This window comes from Actinoplanes sp. NPDC089786 (genome assembly GCF_040684855.1).
GTDB lineage: Bacteria > Actinomycetota > Actinomycetes > Mycobacteriales > Micromonosporaceae > Actinoplanes.
This window is the reverse complement of record NZ_JBFBGU010000001.1, coordinates 2,195,713-2,212,020: the sequence shown is the minus strand read 5'-3', so window position 1 is coordinate 2,212,020 and position 16,308 is coordinate 2,195,713. Positions and strand designations below refer to the sequence as shown.

Annotated in this window: 17 protein-coding genes; 7 read left to right on the top strand and 10 right to left on the bottom strand. The window is 72.0% G+C overall.

What is annotated here, in order from left to right; all coding sequences use genetic code 11:
* Positions 1–6: 6 nt before the first annotated feature.
* The 4 genes from AB0O15_RS10525 (at position 7) to AB0O15_RS10510 (ending at position 2,832) form a co-directional block, all read left to right on the top strand.
* Complete coding sequence (locus AB0O15_RS10525) at positions 7–960, top strand: aminoglycoside phosphotransferase family protein (RefSeq protein WP_364316740.1); 954 nt, start codon at positions 7–9, stop codon at positions 958–960.
* The gene (locus tag AB0O15_RS10520; protein ID WP_364316737.1) at positions 957–1,715 is read left to right on the top strand and encodes a class I SAM-dependent methyltransferase; all 759 of its coding nucleotides are present in this window, start codon (positions 957–959) and stop codon (positions 1,713–1,715) included. The genes AB0O15_RS10525 and AB0O15_RS10520 overlap by 4 nt, the downstream gene beginning before the upstream one ends.
* A 70-nt stretch (positions 1,716–1,785) precedes the next feature.
* Complete coding sequence (locus tag AB0O15_RS10515) at positions 1,786–2,256, top strand: helix-turn-helix domain-containing protein (protein WP_364316735.1); 471 nt, start codon at positions 1,786–1,788, stop codon at positions 2,254–2,256.
* 9 nt (positions 2,257–2,265) lie between these two features.
* The gene (locus AB0O15_RS10510) at positions 2,266–2,832 is read left to right on the top strand and encodes a PIN domain-containing protein (protein WP_364316732.1); all 567 of its coding nucleotides are present in this window, start codon (positions 2,266–2,268) and stop codon (positions 2,830–2,832) included.
* 40 nt (positions 2,833–2,872) lie between these two features.
* Here the strand turns inward: AB0O15_RS10510 and AB0O15_RS10505 are convergent, their stop codons facing one another.
* The 5 genes from AB0O15_RS10505 to AB0O15_RS10485 form a co-directional block, all read right to left on the bottom strand.
* Positions 2,873–3,460 (bottom strand): hypothetical protein, encoded by a 588-nt coding sequence (locus tag AB0O15_RS10505; RefSeq protein WP_364316730.1) that lies wholly within the window; start codon positions 3,458–3,460, stop codon positions 2,873–2,875.
* A 247-nt stretch (positions 3,461–3,707) separates the two neighbouring features.
* Positions 3,708–4,274 (bottom strand): sigma factor-like helix-turn-helix DNA-binding protein, encoded by a 567-nt coding sequence (locus AB0O15_RS10500; RefSeq protein WP_364316727.1) that lies wholly within the window; start codon positions 4,272–4,274, stop codon positions 3,708–3,710.
* A 114-nt stretch (positions 4,275–4,388) separates the two neighbouring features.
* Entirely contained in the window at positions 4,389–5,147 is a 759-nt protein-coding gene (locus AB0O15_RS10495; protein WP_364316725.1) for a class I SAM-dependent methyltransferase, read from the bottom strand.
* Positions 5,148–5,190: 43 nt separating this feature from the next.
* Complete coding sequence (locus tag AB0O15_RS10490) at positions 5,191–6,225, bottom strand: Gfo/Idh/MocA family oxidoreductase (protein ID WP_364316722.1); 1,035 nt, start codon at positions 6,223–6,225, stop codon at positions 5,191–5,193.
* Between the two features lie 122 nt (positions 6,226–6,347).
* Entirely contained in the window at positions 6,348–7,724 is a 1,377-nt protein-coding gene (locus AB0O15_RS10485) for a GGDEF domain-containing protein (RefSeq protein ID WP_364316720.1), read from the bottom strand.
* A 115-nt stretch (positions 7,725–7,839) separates the two neighbouring features.
* On the opposite strand from AB0O15_RS10485, the gene AB0O15_RS10480 reads away from it, so the two are divergent.
* Entirely contained in the window at positions 7,840–8,670 is an 831-nt protein-coding gene (locus tag AB0O15_RS10480; protein WP_364316718.1) for a methyltransferase domain-containing protein, read from the top strand.
* 14 nt (positions 8,671–8,684) lie between these two features.
* On the opposite strand, the gene AB0O15_RS10475 is transcribed toward AB0O15_RS10480, so the two are convergent.
* Positions 8,685–9,368, bottom strand: a complete 684-nt coding sequence (locus AB0O15_RS10475) for a hypothetical protein (RefSeq protein WP_364316715.1) — start codon at positions 9,366–9,368, stop codon at positions 8,685–8,687.
* 468 nt (positions 9,369–9,836) lie between these two features.
* On the opposite strand from AB0O15_RS10475, the gene AB0O15_RS10470 reads away from it, so the two are divergent.
* Both AB0O15_RS10470 and AB0O15_RS10465 read left to right on the top strand, forming a co-directional pair.
* Entirely contained in the window at positions 9,837–10,352 is a 516-nt protein-coding gene (locus AB0O15_RS10470) for a SigE family RNA polymerase sigma factor (RefSeq protein ID WP_364316713.1), read from the top strand.
* Complete coding sequence (locus tag AB0O15_RS10465) at positions 10,349–11,338, top strand: hypothetical protein (RefSeq protein WP_364316710.1); 990 nt, start codon at positions 10,349–10,351, stop codon at positions 11,336–11,338. The genes AB0O15_RS10470 and AB0O15_RS10465 overlap by 4 nt, the downstream gene beginning before the upstream one ends.
* A gap of 77 nt (positions 11,339–11,415) precedes the next feature.
* On the opposite strand, the gene AB0O15_RS10460 is transcribed toward AB0O15_RS10465, so the two are convergent.
* From AB0O15_RS10460 to AB0O15_RS10445, 4 genes are all read right to left on the bottom strand, one after another.
* The gene (locus AB0O15_RS10460; protein WP_364316707.1) at positions 11,416–12,894 is read right to left on the bottom strand and encodes a glycoside hydrolase family 130 protein; all 1,479 of its coding nucleotides are present in this window, start codon (positions 12,892–12,894) and stop codon (positions 11,416–11,418) included.
* A gap of 8 nt (positions 12,895–12,902) precedes the next feature.
* The gene (locus AB0O15_RS10455; RefSeq protein ID WP_364316704.1) at positions 12,903–13,985 is read right to left on the bottom strand and encodes a glycosyltransferase; all 1,083 of its coding nucleotides are present in this window, start codon (positions 13,983–13,985) and stop codon (positions 12,903–12,905) included.
* Positions 13,982–15,127 (bottom strand): glycosyltransferase, encoded by a 1,146-nt coding sequence (locus tag AB0O15_RS10450; protein ID WP_364316701.1) that lies wholly within the window; start codon positions 15,125–15,127, stop codon positions 13,982–13,984. The genes AB0O15_RS10455 and AB0O15_RS10450 overlap by 4 nt, the downstream gene beginning before the upstream one ends.
* A gap of 90 nt (positions 15,128–15,217) precedes the next feature.
* Positions 15,218–16,219, bottom strand: coding sequence for a glycosyltransferase family 4 protein (locus tag AB0O15_RS10445; RefSeq protein ID WP_364316699.1), 1,002 nt, complete (start codon positions 16,217–16,219; stop codon positions 15,218–15,220).
* Positions 16,220–16,308 lie beyond the last annotated feature (89 nt).

Below are 16,308 nucleotides of genomic sequence, written 5' to 3'. Positions count from 1 at the left end.
GGCCTCGTGATCCCCACGCCCGATCTGACCGGGCCGGTGCGCGCCGCCTTCGGCCCCGGCCGCCGGCTCACCGGCCTCGACCGCCTGGCCGGCGGCAGCCACAAGGGCGTCTACCGCCTGAGGCTGGACGACGCGACCACGGCCATCGCCTACGTCTGGACCGACGCCGAGAACTACTGGCCGGCCACGGCCCACGACAACGACGACCTCGACCCGTTCTCCCCCGCCACCGGCCTGCGCCTGTTCCTGGCCGCCCACGCCCGGCTGGCCGCGCTCGGGCTGCGGGTCCCCGCGCTGCACCTGGTCGAGGACGATCACCTGGCGATCGTGGAGGACTTCCCCGGCGACAACCTGCAGGAGCTCCTGGAGCGCGACCGGGCCACCGCCGAGCCGATCATCGCCCGCCTGGCCGGCGACCTGGCCCGCATGCGCCGCCACCGGGCGCCCGCCTTCGGCAAGATCGCGCTGGTCGACGCGGGCGGCCGCTCCCGGGCCGCCACCTGCGAGGCGGCGGCTCTCGGCTTCGCCCTGCGCTGCCTGTCCGAGGCCGCGGCCCGTGACCAGCGCATCGCCGACGCGGAGCCACGCCTCGCCGCGCGCCTGCACGAGCTGCACGGCGCCGTGCGTCCCCGGGCCGAGTTCTCCGTCGTACACGGCGAACTGGGCCTGGACCATGTCATGGTCGACGCGGCCGGCCGACCGGCGCTGATCGACATCGAGGACCTGATGTACTTCGACGTCGAGTGGGAACACGTCTTCCTCGAGATCCGCCTGCACGACGACTACGCCCTGGTCGCCGCCGAGGGCCTGGACGAGGCCCGGCTGGCCCTCTACCTGCTGACCCAGCGCCTGTCCCTGACGGCGGGCCCGCTGCGCCTGCTGGACGGCCCGTTCCCCGACCGCGACTTCATGGCGTCCATCGCCGAGCACAACCTGACCGAGGCGCTGACCCTGATATGACCTTCGAAACCCTGATCGCCGAGGCCGCCGCGGCCGACGTCTCGGGCTGGAACTTCGACTGGCTGACCGGCCGCGCCACCGAGGAACGCCCGCCGTGGCGCTACTCCCACCTGCTGGCGGCCCGCCTGGCCGAGGCGACATCGGCCCTGGACATCGACACCGGCGGCGGCGAAGTGGTGGCCGAGGCCCCGGTGTTCCCGCCGCGCATGACCGTCACCGAGGGCTGGCCCCCGAACATCGCCCGCGCCCGCCACCTCCTGACCCCCCGCGGCGCCGAGGTGGTGCCGGCTTCCCCCGGCGAGCCCCTGCCGTTCCCCGACGCATCCTTCGACCTGGTGACCAGCCGCCACCCGGTCCGCCCGGACTGGCCCGAGATCGCCCGCGTGCTGACCGGCTCCGGCACCTACCTGGCCCAGCACGTCGGCCCGCAATCGGCGATCGAGCTGAGCGAGTGGTTCCTGGGCCCCCTCCCCCGCGACGGCGACCGCCGATCCCCGTCCGCCGAGACGGCCGCCGCGCAGGCCGCCGGCCTGGAGATCATCTCTCTCCGAACCGCCCGCCTCCGCATGCACTTCCACGACATCGGCGCCGTCGTCTACATCCTGCGCAAGTGCGTCTGGTGGGTCCCCGACTTCACCGTCGACCGCTACCTCGACCCCTTGCGCCGCCTGCACACCCACATCCAGGCCGAAGGCGCCTTCACCGCCCACTCCACCCGAACCCTCATCGAAGCGAAACGAGCCCAAGCGGGTTGACCACCCCGTTCGTTTCGAGCATCAGATCCGACCCGCTTTCGGATTTTTCGAATAGCGGTATGCTCGGTTCATGTCGAGCAAGCTGCGCGAACGAACGGTCCTGCCACCCGAGGACCCCGCTGACCTCGTTCGTTTCGCGCGAGGCCTGGTTGATGTCAAGGCTCCCGCGCGAGCAAGGCTGGTGGGCCCGGACGGAGCGCAGATCGACATCCCGGCCGAGCTGTACGACGTGTTGCGTGACGTCGTCAGCGCACTCTCCCAGGGAATGGCCATTTCCATCGCCCCCCACAACACGATGCTGACCACCCAGGAGGCCGCCGACCTGCTCAACATCTCGCGGCCCACGTTGGTCCGGCTGCTCACCGACGGCGAAATTCCACACACCATGCGCGGCCGGCACCGCCGCGTCCTGCTGCGGGACATCCTCGACTACACCGAGCGCACCCGAGCCGAGCGCCGCAGCGCCCTCGACCAGATGGCGTCCGACGCCGAGGACGACGGCTTGTACGAAGCCACCATCGACTCCCGCCTCGCCAGGTGACAGGCAGCGATGGTGGCCTTTCCCCCGTTCCTCGACACATGCGTGCTCTACCCCGCCTATCTGTGCGACACGCTGCTTCGACTCGCGGAAGCGTCGGCGTACCGGCCTTTGTGGTCAGCCGACGTCTTCATCGAGCTGGGCCGCAATCTCACCGACCGCGGCATCTCACCGGACCGAGTTGATCGGCGGCTCGGGCAGATGCGCCGATCATTCCCCGACGCTCTTGTCACGGGCTATGAGTCGCTGATCGAAGGCATGACGAACCATCCCAAGGACCGGCACGTCCTCGCCGCCGCTGTACGAGCCAACGCCGAGGTCATCGTCACCTTCAATCTCAACGACTTCCCCCAACCGGCACTCAAGCCTTACGACATCGCGTCGATCCACCCCGACGAGTTCCTCCTCGATCAACTCGATCTCTACCCCGGCGTGACCATGGACGTGCTCCGCCATCAGGCGGCCTCCTACCGGCGAGTGCCGAACACCGTGCCGGAGATCCTGGTCCTCCTCGAACGAACCGGCGTACCCAAATTCGCGGCTGAAGTCCGACGCCACCTCGACCCGCCAGCCTGGTAGCCCTCCGTCAAGTCCGTGGCCGGCTCGAGGAAGCGGCGCGTCAGCGGGAAAGCGGAACCCGGGTGGGAAAGGCCGGCCAGACGCGTAGCCGGGCGCCGCTCTGCGTGTCCAGCACGGCGCGATGACCGAGCGGCCTGGTCAGGGTCACCGTGCCGGAACGCGGGAAGCCCGCCAGGGTGCAGATCTCGACGAGGTCGTCGCCGTACTCGCTCCGCGGCGACGAGGGCACGCCGCCGCGATCCTCGACGACAACCAGCGCGACGGCGGTGGCGGACTCGACCGCCGTGGCGGTGTAGTCGGCACCGCACGGTTCCGTCGCGGGCCCGTTCGCGCCGATGAACCTGAGCGTCAGCCGGTTCGAGGCCGGCGTTCCCGCCACGGCGTCGACACTGACACCGTCGGGAGCCTCGACCCAGGCGTCCCATGTGGGCGGGGTCGAGCCGTCGGCGGCCAGGACGTCGACAGCGTGCCGGCGGAGAGCGACCAGGCTGACGTCCGGGTCCCTCGGTGTCGCCGGTTCGGGCCGCCGCCCGGGCGGGGAACTGCTCGCCACCAGCAGCAGCACAGCCACCGCGACCCCGGCCGCCGTGCACCAGGACCGCGTCCGACTCCCGCTCCGAGCTGCCATGACCGCGGCAGTGTAACGCCACTTGACCAGCGCATCCATGGGTGCCAACGGGAGCGGGTGGGCCGGGCTTCAGAGGGGTGAAGCCCGGCCCCGCGCCGGAGCCCGTTCGAGAGCAACGGGCTCCTGGAGGGGGGCCGGCGCCGCCGCGACGACGCCGGCCCGCCATTCACCGGAGTCGACCCTGGGGGGCAAGGTTGTTCTCCGGATCCGAGCCGGTCGGAGGGCGTGACCGGCTCGGCGGGAAGGTCTATTGATCGCCCACCTGGCGATCGATCACACCGCGGAGCGCACGCATCGCGTAGTACAGCCACGCCTTGACGGTTTCGACGGGGACGCCGCGGTGGTGGGCCGCCTCCTCGAGGGAGACGCCGCGGTAGAAGAGTTCGACGAGGATGTCTCGGTGGGTGTCGGCCAGGGCGTCCATCGCACCGAGGATGGTGGTTGAGGTCGGTGCGGTGAACGGGACGAGGTCGGGCCGGTCGTCATGGCCGGCGGGGGCCAGGCGTTCGCCGTCGCGGAGCGCGGTGCGGGCGATCAGAACCAGCCACGGGCGGACGGCGGAGGGTCGCTGCGGATAGCGGGCCGGGTCCTGGGAGGCTCGGTAGAGGGTTTCCTTGACGATCGACTCCGTGAGGGCGTCGTCGCCCTCGGTGAGCTTGTGGACGTAGTCCCGCAGGCTGGCGCGGTGCGGCCGGACCAGGGCCTCGAACGCGGCCGAGGAACGGGCTTCGCCGGCCTGCCGGGCGCTGCTGCCGGGCGGCGGGGTGAAGAGGTCGGCATGCAAAGGCGGGCGGCCGGCGGCATGGCGGCCCATGGCGTTCCCCTCTCTGCTGCGATTGGTGTTTTCCATCTTTCGTCAGCACCGGCACGGGGGACACGGGGAAACTACCCGCATCACTACCCGTGTTCGCCGTCCTGATACGGATGGTCACCCCGAGGGCTTGGTCCCGATCCACAGGGAGCTGCTGCGCCGCAGCATCCCGTCACCAAGTGGCAGCTCACGCACGTGATCTTCGAAGGACGCACGCGGACCAGGTGGGAGGTCCTCCACGAACGCTCGGTAACCGCGCGACATCACCCAGCGCCACAAGACATCGTTGTCAGGGATGTGCACCTCGGAGGTGACGATTACCTCGTGGACGTCGTCGAAGCCGGCCAGCAACGCGGCCGGCGGCCGCAGCGCCCCCATGCTTCCGCCCGGCGGCAGGTGGGGTGTGAAGGTGGCAAACAGGTCATCGAGGCCGCTGACGAACCCGGACGACGGATGCCCGCCCCCGGTCATCGCGAACCGTCCGCCGGGCGCCAGCACCCGGTGGGCCGAGGCGACGGCGGCCGCCGGGTCGTCCAGCACATGCACGACGAACGCCGCCGCGACCAGATCGAATGACGCCGCGGGCAGCGGCAGCTCGTCCGAGAAGCCCAGGGAGAAGGTCAGAACCGTCGCCGACGGGTACGCCGCCGCGAGCCGCTCGGTCATCCCGGGCGCCGCGTCCACCGCCGTGACCCGGCACCCGCGTGCCAGGGCCGGATCGGTCAACGCCCCGCGCCCGGCCCCGAGGTCGAGGAAGCGGCATCCTGGCGGCGGATCCAGCGCCGAGACGATCGACCGGCCGAACGATGCGAAGAACGGCACCACCTCGTCGTACGAGGACGCCAACCGGTCGAAGAGCCGCCACGTCTGCTGCACAGTGGACGATCTTCGACCGGAATCGTCCACCGGGCAACGTCTTTTACAGTTCGACCGCCGTGCCCGTCGCCGCGCTGATCCGGGCGGCGTCGAGCACCTCGAGGGCGCGTACCGCGTCGTTGGGGTCGACCGGCAGCGGCCCCTCGCCGCGCACCGCGGCCGCGAACAGCGGGTAGAACTGATCCCACCGGCCGCGCTCCGAGCGCACCGGCGCGCCGGCCCGGCCCCGGTAGAGCCGGCCCCAGGCGTGCTCGGGCTCGACACCCCAGCGGTCGCCGAGCGAGGCCGGCGTACGCCCGGCCTTCAGCGCCGCCTCCTGCCCGTCCATGCCTTCCACCCCGTCGACCACGTAGGTGCCGGTCGTGCCGGTGACCCGGAACCGCGGCCCGGGCGCGCCCTGCCGCCAGGTCCCCCAGAGCAGCGACTCGACACCGGAGGCGTGGTTGATCACGACGAAGAAGTCGTCGTCCAGATCATGCTCAGAGGCGGAGCGCACGTCGGCGTACACCCGGGTGGCCGGGCCGTTCAGCACCAGCGCCTGGTCGACCAGGTGCGATCCGAAGTCGCGCAGCGTGCCGCCGCCGGACGCGCCGATCTCGCGGGCCGGCTCCCAGCGCTCGAAGCGCGACTCGAAGCGCCGCGTCTCGCCCAGCGTGCCGTCGCCGACCAGCCGCTGCACGGTGCGGAAGTCGGAGTCCCAGCGCCGGTTCTGGTAGACGGTGAGCGGCACGCCCGCCTCCTCGGCCGCCGCGACCACCTCGCGGGCCGACCCGGCGTCCAGCGCGAACGGCTTGTCCACGACCACCGCCAGGCCCAGCGAGATGGCCTCCTTGGCCAGGTCGGCGTGAGTTGCGACCGGGGTGGAGATGGATACCGCGCGTACGCCGTCCTCGGCCACCTGCGCCAGCGAGTCGTACGCCTTGAGCCCGTCCGGCAGCGTGGCGCGCCGCTCCGGCGACGTGGTGACCACGCCGGCGAACTCGACGCCCTCGGCCGAGGACAGCAGCGGGGCGTGGAAGATCCGGCCGCCCGAGCCGTACCCGACCAGAGCGAACTTGACCGAAGCGGTTTCAGACATGTGACGATCTTAAGCAGCAATCACCGACGCGATTCGATCCACCGGCACGGGCGGGCTGATGTACGGCCCCTGAGCTGCGACGGCGCGCGTCCGGCACAGCGACTCGACCTGCTCGGGGGACGTCACGCCCTGCACGATCGAGGTCGCGCGCGCCGGGTCAGTGCCGCCGCGTTGACGCCGGGCTCGTGGACGGCCACGCCGATGCTGGCGCCGACCGTGACCGTGGCCGTGGCGAGCCGCTGCGGCGCGCTGAGCCGCGTACCCAGATCCGTTGCGACCTGCTCCGCCTCGCCCGGCCCGCGCACGCCGGCGAGCATCAGCGCGAACTCGTCGCCGCCGAACCGGGCGGCCACCCCGCGGTCGCCGGCCGCCGCGCCCAGCCGCTCGGCCACCCGGACCAGCAGCTCGTCGCCCGCGGCCTGCCCGAAGGTGTCGTTGACCTGCTTGAAGTCGTCCAGGTCGATGTTCAGCAGCGCGATCGTGCCGTCCGGGCCACGGCCGACCGCGACGGCCAGCTCGGCGAAGAACTTGGCCCGGTTGGGCAGCTGGGTCAGGTGGTCGTGGTTGGCCCGGCGGTCCAGCTCGTCGTGTGAGCGGCGGGTCGCCTCGCTCAGCTCGACACCCCGGGTCAGCGAGCGGAACGCGCTGATCATGCCGGGCGGCACCCGCCGCGGGTGGCCGATCATCCGGTGCCGGCCGCCGGACAGCTGCTCGACGTGCCAGTCGGCGAACCCCTCGAGGACCGTGGCCGGTTCGGTGAGCACCCGTTCCGGCAGCACCTGCCCGGTCAGGTCGGTGGCCGGGCCGACACATCCGATGACCAGGACACCGCCGGCGTCCGGGGCGCACAGCAGCACGACCGTGCCGGGCGACAGCGCGATCAGCTCGGCGGCGGCGTCGCGGGCCGCGCGGTGCACCGCGGCGCCGTCGGAGGCGGCCAGCAGCGCGGCGCCGGCCGAGGCCAGCACGGCGTCGCGGGCGGTCAGGAACTGCTGGGTGGTGAGCGCGTGGTAGATCATCCGGGCGATCACCGTGGTCAGCGTGATCTGCGGGATGACGCTCAGCGCGCCGGGCGCGTCGAACGAGATGTCCTGGGCCGGGCTGGGCGACAACCAGAGCGCGGCGGGTACGGCGAGGATGGCGCCGGCCGACCGCACGGCCCAGCCCCGCCGGCTCCCGTACAACGACTGGACCAGCAGCATGGCGATGGTCAGGCCGACCACCGGGACCGGGCCGTCCATCGCCGATCCGGCGGCGACGCAGAGCAGCGGGGTCACCACCGGCTCCCACGGCCAGGCGCGGTCCCGTCCGTAGGTGCTCAGCACGATGGCGCCGAGCGTGAGCAGCGCGATCCGCCCGGCGTGGTCCCAGGCCGGGGAGCCGGTGGCGCCGCCGATGCTGGTGGTCTGCCCGGCCAGCCCGAGCACGGAGATCCCCGTCGCCACCAGCCGGACCCGGCCCAGGCTGGTGTCCGGAACCCACGCGCGTAGCCGCCTCACCTTTCCCCGTTCGGCCGAAACCGGGCATTTCTGAGCGAGGCATTAATACGCCGGAAGCTTGTCGGATGGCCGACGAGCGCCCGGATCACGGCCGGTGGATCAGCACAATGGCGGAATGGACCATGCAACGGTGGGCACACCCTTCGCCGACCTCGACCGAATGCCCGCGCCCATGCTGGCCTTGCTGATCACGTCGCTGGAGGCGATGTCCCGCCACCCGGAGATCAAGCGGGTACGCGCGGCGGCGATGGCCGCCCTCGACCCACGGCCGGGTCAGCACCTGCTCGACGCGGGCTGCGGCGGCGGCGAGGTGGCCCGGATGCTGGCCGGACGGACCGGCCCGACCGGCTCGGTCACCGCGGTCGACTTCTCCGCGGTGCACATCGAGGCGGCGCGCAGCCGGCACGACGGCAGCAACGTCGACTACCAGCAGGGCGACATCGCCGACCTCGACCTGTTCGACGCGAGCATGGACGGCGTCTGGTGCGAGCGGGTGCTGCAACACGTGCCCGACCCCGAGCAGACGATCGCCGAGCTGCGCCGGGTCACCCGCCCCGGCGGCCGGATCTGCCTGATCGACACCGACTGGCGCTCGCTGGCCTTCGACGGGATGTCCCCCGAGCTGACCGGGTCCCTGGTGGCACACACGCTGAGCACCTTCGCCCCGGAACAGCGCGACATGGGCCGTACGCTGCGATCGCGCCTGGTCCGGCACGGCCTGGGCGAGGTCTCGGCGGTGCCGGTCACGCTCTTCTTCGGTACGCCGGCCTCGGCGGCCGTGGTGCTCCCGATGGTCAACCCGGTCGTGCCGGCCGACGCCGGGATGTGGCCGGACGGGCACCGCGACCCGTGGCTGACCGAGGTGGCGGCGGCCGGCGAGCGCGGCGACTTCCTCGCCGTCCTCACCATCTGGGTGGTGACCGGCACCGTCCTCGAGCCGTTCTAACCGTTCTAGCCGTTCTAGCTTTTCTGGCCGACCTGGCGCCAGTACTGCTTCTTCCGCTCGTCCCGCACCACGTAGCCATGCCCGGCCAGCACCTCACGCAGCTCGGCCACGTCGCGGTCGTCGTCCGACTCGAGCGCCTTCTGCCGGGCCGCGAAGACCGCGTTGGCCGCGGCCGACACCTCCGGCGAGTCCGGCACCCACCGCTGGTACGCGTCCGCGAACGGGTCCTTCTCGGCCCAGGCGATCCCGTACGACCGCAGCAACGGCTCGACCCGGGCGGGTGACGTGTTCGACGGCTCCCGCGCCAGTTCCCGCCCGTTCCGGCCGAGCAGCACCAGCGTGCCCTTGTCCCGGAACGCGGTGACCACCTCGCCCCGCGGCACCACCCGCCGCACCCCGGGCCGGGTCAGCACCAGATCGGGCCCGTCGACCCGGACGGCGAGCGATTCGGCGTCGACCATCGCGGCCAGCACCAGCCCGAGGAGCGCCCCGACCACCAGCGCGCCGCCGGTCGCCCACGGCTCGGGGATCTCGTGGATCACCCGGAACAGCCCCTTCCACGGTACCCAGCGCCACTCCACCACCACATCGGCCAGCCGCTCGACCCCGAAAACCACGGCCGCCCCGAGCACCGGCGGCAGCGCCCAGAACAACACCCGCAGCCCCACCGGCGTGGTCACGGCATCCCCGTCATACACAGCGCCGAGTCAACGCCAGACCGGCGCTCTTTCGCCAGCGACCTTCGTCGACACCAGGTATACCTTCGGCCCTTCCCCACCAGGATCAAGAGCTTGATGTCGTAGCTCGGCGGGAGGTACAGACCGTCGCTCCCGCCGAGGCCGGTCACCCGGCTCCTGGCCGCTGGCGCGGCCAAAACAGAGCCGCGCGACCTTCATTCCGCGTGCGTGGTCACCCTACGGGCGCTCCGCGCCCACCCCAGCCCGCCGCCCTTTGCTCTGAGCGCGTATAGGCACCGCGCGTGGTCACCCTCCCGGCGCTCCGCGCCCGACCCCCACCCCGCGGCCCTCTGCTCTGAGCGCGTATAGGCACCACCTGGATGCGGGCGACATCCGGATACCGCCACCATCGATGTGTTGCCTATACGCGCTCAGAGCAAAGGGCGCGGAACCAGAGTGGGGGTCCAGGGACCTTAATAGGGCATGGGCTTGTTTCGCAGAGTGGAGACCGGCGGCTACGAGGAGTTCGTGGCCGGGCGGTACCGCGAGATCGTCCGCTTCGGAGCGCTGCTGGCCGGGGACCCCCGCCTGGGTGAGGACCTCGCGCAGGAAGGACTGATCGCGGCCTACCGGTCCTGGCCCAAGCTCGGCGGGCCGGACGGCAGGCCCGAGGCCTACGTGCGTCGGGTGATGGTGCGGACGGCGATGCGGGCGCGGCGGCGGCGCTGGAGCGGTGAGGTGCCGACCGGGGAGATGCCGGACGCGTCCGGCCCGGGCTTCGCGGATCAGTCGGATCTCAGCGTGCAGATGTTCGACGTGCTGCGCGGGCTGCCGGCCGAGCAACGGGTGGTGCTCGTGCTGCGGTTCTGGGCCGACGCCTCCGAGTCCGAGGTCGCGCAGACCCTCGGCGTCGCCGTCGGAACGGTGAAGAGCCGCACGTCCCGTGCCCTGGCCGCGTTGCGGGCCGGCGGCCTGCTCCTGGAGACCTCGAAGGAGATGCAGTGACCAACAACGAAGTGAGCGAACTGCTCGACCGCGCGGCCGCGTCGGTGACCCCGGCCGAGACCGATCCCGCCGCCCGCCTGGTGGATCTGGGCCGCCGCAGTGTGCGGCGCCGCCGTTCCCTGGGAGCCGCCGGCTTCGTCGCCGCCGCGGTCGCGGCCGTGGTGGCCGTGCCCGTCGTCATGGGGATTCCGAACCGGCCCGACGCCACGGGGGCGCCCGGGTCGACGGAAACCTTCGGCGGCTTGACGGTCGCCGTGCCGAAGGGCTGGCAGACCAGCCGGGTCGACGGCTTCGAGCCGTGCACGGCCCAACCGAACACCGTCTATCTCGCCCAGCACTGGGGAGCCGGGCGGGCGCCGCAGCCCCGGGACAGCCTCGGCGGCTGCGAGTCGGAGGGCAGGGCGTGGATGGTCGTCGTCCGGACGGGCATGGGCCGGAGCCTCACCCCGGACCGGCTGATCGTGAAGGACGGTCAGCCGATCCAGGTTCAGCGGGGCGGCTTCGGCATGGTCGACTCCATGTGGACCTACACCGCGTTCGGCAACGACGTCGAGGCGACGACGGCCGGCATCTCCGCCGGGGACGACGATGGCCACGAGCAGTTGCTGCCGCGGGTCACCTGGCCGGCCGGCGCGCCCGCCCCGCGCTCCGGCGGTCTGGTGTTGCCGGCCACCTTCGACAGCGTCCTCGGCGAAGCTCCGCAGATGGTCACCGCGCAGGACGCCGCCACCCTGTCCCAGATCCGGGCCAAGCTCGCCCAGCTGCGCGAACCCGTGCCCGCCGGTGAGGAATGCGTCCTGGAGAGATCCGGCACGGTCGCGCTCGCCATCAACGAGTCACGGGAGAAGCGGGCCGACTCGATCACCGTCGTGCTCGGCGACGCGACCTGCCCGCAGGCGGTCTCGACCGCCGGCGGTCGCGTCAAGGCGCCGGCCGGGCTCGGCCGGCAACTGCTCAGCCTGGTCGAGGCCGCCGACGGAAAGTAGGCCGGCGACGGAAAGTAGGCCGCCGACCGCAAGGAGGAGGCCGGCGCCCGCACGGAGATCGAGGCCGGCGAACGGCATCAGTGCTGGACCGGCACCATCGCTTCGAGGAGCCGGTCCAGCTCGATGCAGGCGAAGCCGACGCGGACGTCGCTGGCGCCGTACGGGAGCCAGAACATCCCGTCGTGGAGCAGGCCGCCACACGAGTAGAGCACGTTCGGCACGTAGCCCTCGCGCTCCTCCTCGTCCGGTTCCAGCAGGCCGGCGGGGAGGTCGGCGAGGACCCGCTCGGGGTGGTCGAGGTCGAGCAGCATCGCGCCGATCGCGTACCGCCGCATCGGGCCCACCCCGTGGGTGAGCACCAGCCAGCCCGCCTCGGTCTCCACCGGTGAGCCGCAGTTGCCGACCTGGATCAGGTCCCAGCCGCGGTGCGGGAGGAGCAGCGGCTCGGCCGGCTGCCAGCGGTTCTGCTCGTCGAGCACGGTCAGGCCGAGGGTCTCGCCGTCGGAGCGGCAGAGGGCGAGGCGGCGGCCGCCGACCGGCCGGGGGAACAGGGCCATGCCCTTGTTCCGGGCGGCCGGGCCGTACAGCGCGGTGACCTCGAAGTGCCGCAGGTCGCGGGTGGTGACGCGGCGGCCGCCGATCTGCCGGCCGTCGTACGCGGTGTAGGTCGCGTGGTAGATGATCCGCCCGTCCGGCTCGATCTCCTGCACGAACCGGGCGTCCTCCATGCCGTTGCTCTCGGCCGGCGTGGACGGCCAGAGCACCCGCTGGTCCAGACCGACCGTGCAGGGGAAGGCGACCGCGTAGTCGGCGCTGACGATCCGGCGGATGACCTCGAGCGTCTCCTGGGTGGTGGGCCGGGACATCAGCTCGGACGGCAGGTGGCCGAGGACGTCCTCGAACTCCTCGTCGTCGTAGCGGTCGGGCAGCGCCGACAGCACGTACGCCGAAGCCTCGTTGTCCATCTCGGCGTCGGCCAGCCCGGCGGCCAGCTGTTCGAGCAGGTGCTTGGCGCCGACCCGCTGGCCGATCATCAGCGGCCCGCCGCGGTCCTCGAGCTGGATCTGCGGGCCGGGGCCGAGGATCGCGGTGGCGAACCCGATCGACGAGATGTGCCCCTCGCCGATCTGGCGCAGGCTGATCGCCGCGCGCAGCTCACCCGCCCGCATGTCGGACTGGTCGGGGTGCGGCACCATCGACGGGTTGCACAGCGCCGCCGCCTCGACCGAGTACTCGTGGCTGAAGTAGGCCCCGATCAGCGTCCGGGCGGCCGGCGACAGCTCGATCTCGGCCGGGACGCGGTGGCTGACCAGCTCGTAGTGGTGGGCGAAGACGCCGGTCAGGTCGTGGTGCCGGCCGGCGAACCGGGACAGCACCTCCTCCAGCATCCGGCCGATCTGCTCCTCGTCGAGCTGCAGGATGCGCTCGATCAGGCCGGAGGCGCGGTTCTGCACGAGCTGGGCGTCTTCGCCGGGCACGAACAGCTTGATCACCGTGCGCCGGTCGTCGGGCGCCATGGTGAGGTCGAGCCGGGTGGCGAGCTGTGGAGGATTCATGGCTGCGGTCATGCTAAGCCGCCTGAGGGTCGGGTCGCGCATCTCCGCGCCGCCAGGGCACGAGCGTGCTGCAGCGTGGAGAGCAGGGCGAGGGTGGATTCGGCACCTTGGTTCAGATTTGGACCATCCGGTGTCAACCCGTCATAACCTCCACCGGTTTGGGGGTCGTACATCACCGTGCCGGTGTCGTTGTCGCCCAGGAACCAGGCGATCGCCTGGAACAGCCGCGCGTCCCAGCCCTCGTCCCCGCTGACCGCGGCGGCGGTGGCGCAGGCGTCGGCGGTCGCCGCGACCTCGATCGACTGCTGATCAAACCGATGCTTGGGTACGCCGGGCCGCCAGCCGCCCACCGGAACCACCGACAGGTGCCCGTCGTTCTGCTGCTCGGCGCACAGCCAGGCCAGCATGCGCAGCCCGTCGGCCAGCAGGTGCTCGTCGCCGAGCAGGTCACCGGCCGCGATCAGCACCTCGGGCAGCGCCGGGTTGGCGTAGGTCAGCTCGGGCTCGGGCCACGCCCACTCCCCCGAGCCGGGCACGCCGATCACCGTGGCCGCGTCGGCCAGCAGGTCGGCCGCCTCGGTCCGGCGCGGGTCGGCCCGCAGCACCTCGGCCGCGCCCAGCCCGGCGAACGCCATCGCCCGCGACCACGGGGACCGCTGCCGGGCGGCGATCAGGAACGCCTCCATCGCCTCACGCCGGATCCACGGGACGGTGCTGCGGGCGGCGGCCGTGCCCAGCCCCCAGAGCGCCCGGCCCCACCAGTCGCCGGTTGACGGTTCGTCGAGCCACCGCCGCTCGTAGCTCAGCCGGTTGCGGCATCCGCCGTCCGGGCCCAGGGCGTGCGCGCAGAAGGCCAGGTAGCGCTCGGTGAGTGTGACCACGGCGCCGGTCGGCTGGCGCTCCCGGCAGGCGACCAGCAGGCCGCGGGCGACGTCGTCGACGCAGTAGCCGTGCTCGCGCCGGGGCGTCGCGTTGCGGGCGTGCTCCAGCAGGCCGACGTCGTCGGACAGCCGGGCGATCTGCGCCCAGCTCGGAGCGGGCGCGTCGGTGAGTCGGGGCGGCGGCGGCACCAGCCGCAATGTCTGCGTCACGCCGGAACGCTCGCCGCGGTGGCGGGCGTACGGACGGCCAGCAGCTTGCCGGCCAGGGCCTGGTAGCGGGCGGCCACCGCGGGCCAGCGCAGCGTCGGCCCGCCGGCCAGCCCGGTCAGCCGGCTGGTGGTGTCCGGGTCGGCGAGCAGCCGCTTGATCGCCGCCGCCATGGCCGGCGGGTCCTGGTGGGGCACCAGCAGCCCGGGACCGTCGGCGAGCAGCTCGACGGCGTGCGGGAACTCGGTCGCCACCACCGGCACGTCGGCGCCGACGGCCTCGATCAGCACGCCCGAGGTGACCTGCTCGGTCGAGTCGTACGGCAGCACCACCACGTCGGCCGACCGGATCAGCGCGCTCAGCTCGGCCTGGTCGAGGTAGCGGTCCTCCCAGCGCACCACGTCGGCCACGCCCAGGTCGGCGGCGAGCTTCTTCAGCCCGTCGCGGTAGACGTCCCCGTGCTGTTCCAGGACCTTCGGGTGGGTACGCCCGGCCACCGTGTAGACCGGCCTCGGCTCGGCCAGTTCGGCCAGCGAGCGCAGCGCCCACTCGATGCCCTTGCCGGGGCCGAGCAGACCCCAGGTCAGCAGGTGCGGGACCTCGGTGCGGCCCTTGGCCGACGTGGCGTGGCTGTTGGCGCCGTGCGGGATCACCGAGATCTTGCGCGGCTCGACCCGGTAGCACTCGGTCAGCCGGCGGCGGGCGGTGTCGGTCATCGTGACCACCGCGTCGGCCGTGGCCACGATCCGCTCCAGCACCACGCGTTGCAGCGGGTCGGGGCTGGCCAGCACGGTGTGCAGGACCACGATCTTCGGCTTCTTCAGCGCCCGGAGCAGCGGCAGCACCTCTTCGCCGGCGTCGCCCGGGTAGATGCCGTACTCGTGCTGGACGATCACCACGTCGAACCGGTTCAGCGCGTTGGCCGCCGCGACCCAGCCGCCCGGCTGGTCGGTGTGCCACGTGTGCGTCACCCGCGGCGCCGCCTTGTCCACGGCCAGGCCGCCCTGGTCGTCGCCGGCCACCAGCCGGACCACGCCGTTGCCCAGATGTCCGGCGTTCAAATGCGTGGCGAGTGCCGCATTGAAGGTCGCCAAACCGCACTGGGTCGGTGGATAGGTGCTGAGAAAGCCGTACGACGCAGGCATGGCCGGCCTTTCCTGGACTCGGGGCTGCCTCCCCGCAGCAGCATTAGGGTGTCCGATTTGAGCTGATTTTGAGCGTACCAAAATAGTTTGTTATCGGATTACTTTTTGATAAACGCGCAGGTAGTCGTCGACCATGCGATCGGCGCCGAAGCGCTCCCGAGCCCGTACGCGACATCCACCCCGGTCGATCGCCTCGATGGCCCGCACCGCGGCCACGGCCTCGTCCACGCCGCCGACCAGCCGTCCCGTGACACCCTCGTCCACCACCTCGGGCATCGACCCCAGCGGGTACGCGATCACCGGCGTACCGCAGGCCATCGACTCCACCACCGACAGCCCGAACGGCTCGGCGAACGAGATCGGATGCAGCAGCGCCGCGCTGCCGCCGAGGATCCGGCCGCGGTCGGCCGGGCCGACCGAGCCCAGGTAGACCACCTGGTCGCCGTCGATGTGCGGCTCGACCAGCTCGCGGAAGTAGGCGTCGTCGTGCACGATCCCGCACAGCGTCAGCCGCCGGCCCGAGCGCCGGGCGATCTCGATCGCCTCGTGCGTGCCCTTGTCCGGGTGGATCCGGCCGAAGCAGACCAGCCCGTCGCCGCCGTCCGGGTCGAACGGCAGCGCCTCCAGGTCGACGCCGTGGTAGACGGTGGCCACGTAGTCCAGGTCGGGCGACCGGTCGCTGTCCGAGATGGAGACGTACGAGCTCTCGGCCTTGCGGTAGGCCGGCAGGATGCGGCTGCCCGAGAAGCCGTGGATCGTGGTCAGCATCGGCGCCGCGCAGTGCTGCGAGAAGGCCAGCGGCAGCCAGTCGAGGTGGTTGTGGACCAGGTCGAACGAGCCGGAGCGGCGCAGCGCGTGGGCCACGTGCATGGACTCCCAGACGCGGCCGTCCAGCTCGTCGTTCTCGGCGTACCCGGTCGGGCAGACTCCGTCCAGGGTGGCCTTGGTGAGCGAGTCCAGCGTCGCGAACAGGGTGACGTCGACGCCGCGGGCGGCGAGGCCCTCGGCGAGCAGGCTGGTGATCAACTCCCATGGGCCGTAGTGCAGCGGCGGCGTACGCCAGGCGATCGGTCCCAGCAGGGCAATCTTCATGTCGCCTCCCGAAGTGGTCTAAATCACTCAGCCAGTATGTGACGGCCTGATCTTGTTACGAGGGGATTTCGCGGACTTCCCGTGTTAGG

Bases quoted from the DNA above. Each gene is read 5' to 3' on its own strand.
- AB0O15_RS10520 (WP_364316737.1), top strand. From the start codon at position 957: ATGACCTTCGAAACCCTGATCGCCGAGGCCGCCGCGGCCGACGTCTCG.
- AB0O15_RS10515 (WP_364316735.1), top strand. From the start codon at position 1,786: ATGTCGAGCAAGCTGCGCGAACGAACGGTCCTGCCACCCGAGGACCCC.
- AB0O15_RS10510 (WP_364316732.1), top strand. From the start codon at position 2,266: ATGGTGGCCTTTCCCCCGTTCCTCGACACATGCGTGCTCTACCCCGCC.
- AB0O15_RS10505 (WP_364316730.1), bottom strand. From the start codon at position 3,460: ATGGCAGCTCGGAGCGGGAGTCGGACGCGGTCCTGGTGCACGGCGGCC.
- AB0O15_RS10500 (WP_364316727.1), bottom strand. From the start codon at position 4,274: ATGGGCCGCCATGCCGCCGGCCGCCCGCCTTTGCATGCCGACCTCTTC.
- AB0O15_RS10490 (WP_364316722.1), bottom strand. From the start codon at position 6,225: ATGTCTGAAACCGCTTCGGTCAAGTTCGCTCTGGTCGGGTACGGCTCG.
- AB0O15_RS10480 (WP_364316718.1), top strand. From the start codon at position 7,840: ATGGACCATGCAACGGTGGGCACACCCTTCGCCGACCTCGACCGAATG.
- AB0O15_RS10460 (WP_364316707.1), bottom strand. From the start codon at position 12,894: ATGAATCCTCCACAGCTCGCCACCCGGCTCGACCTCACCATGGCGCCC.
- AB0O15_RS10450 (WP_364316701.1), bottom strand. From the start codon at position 15,127: ATGCCTGCGTCGTACGGCTTTCTCAGCACCTATCCACCGACCCAGTGC.
- AB0O15_RS10445 (WP_364316699.1), bottom strand. From the start codon at position 16,219: ATGAAGATTGCCCTGCTGGGACCGATCGCCTGGCGTACGCCGCCGCTG.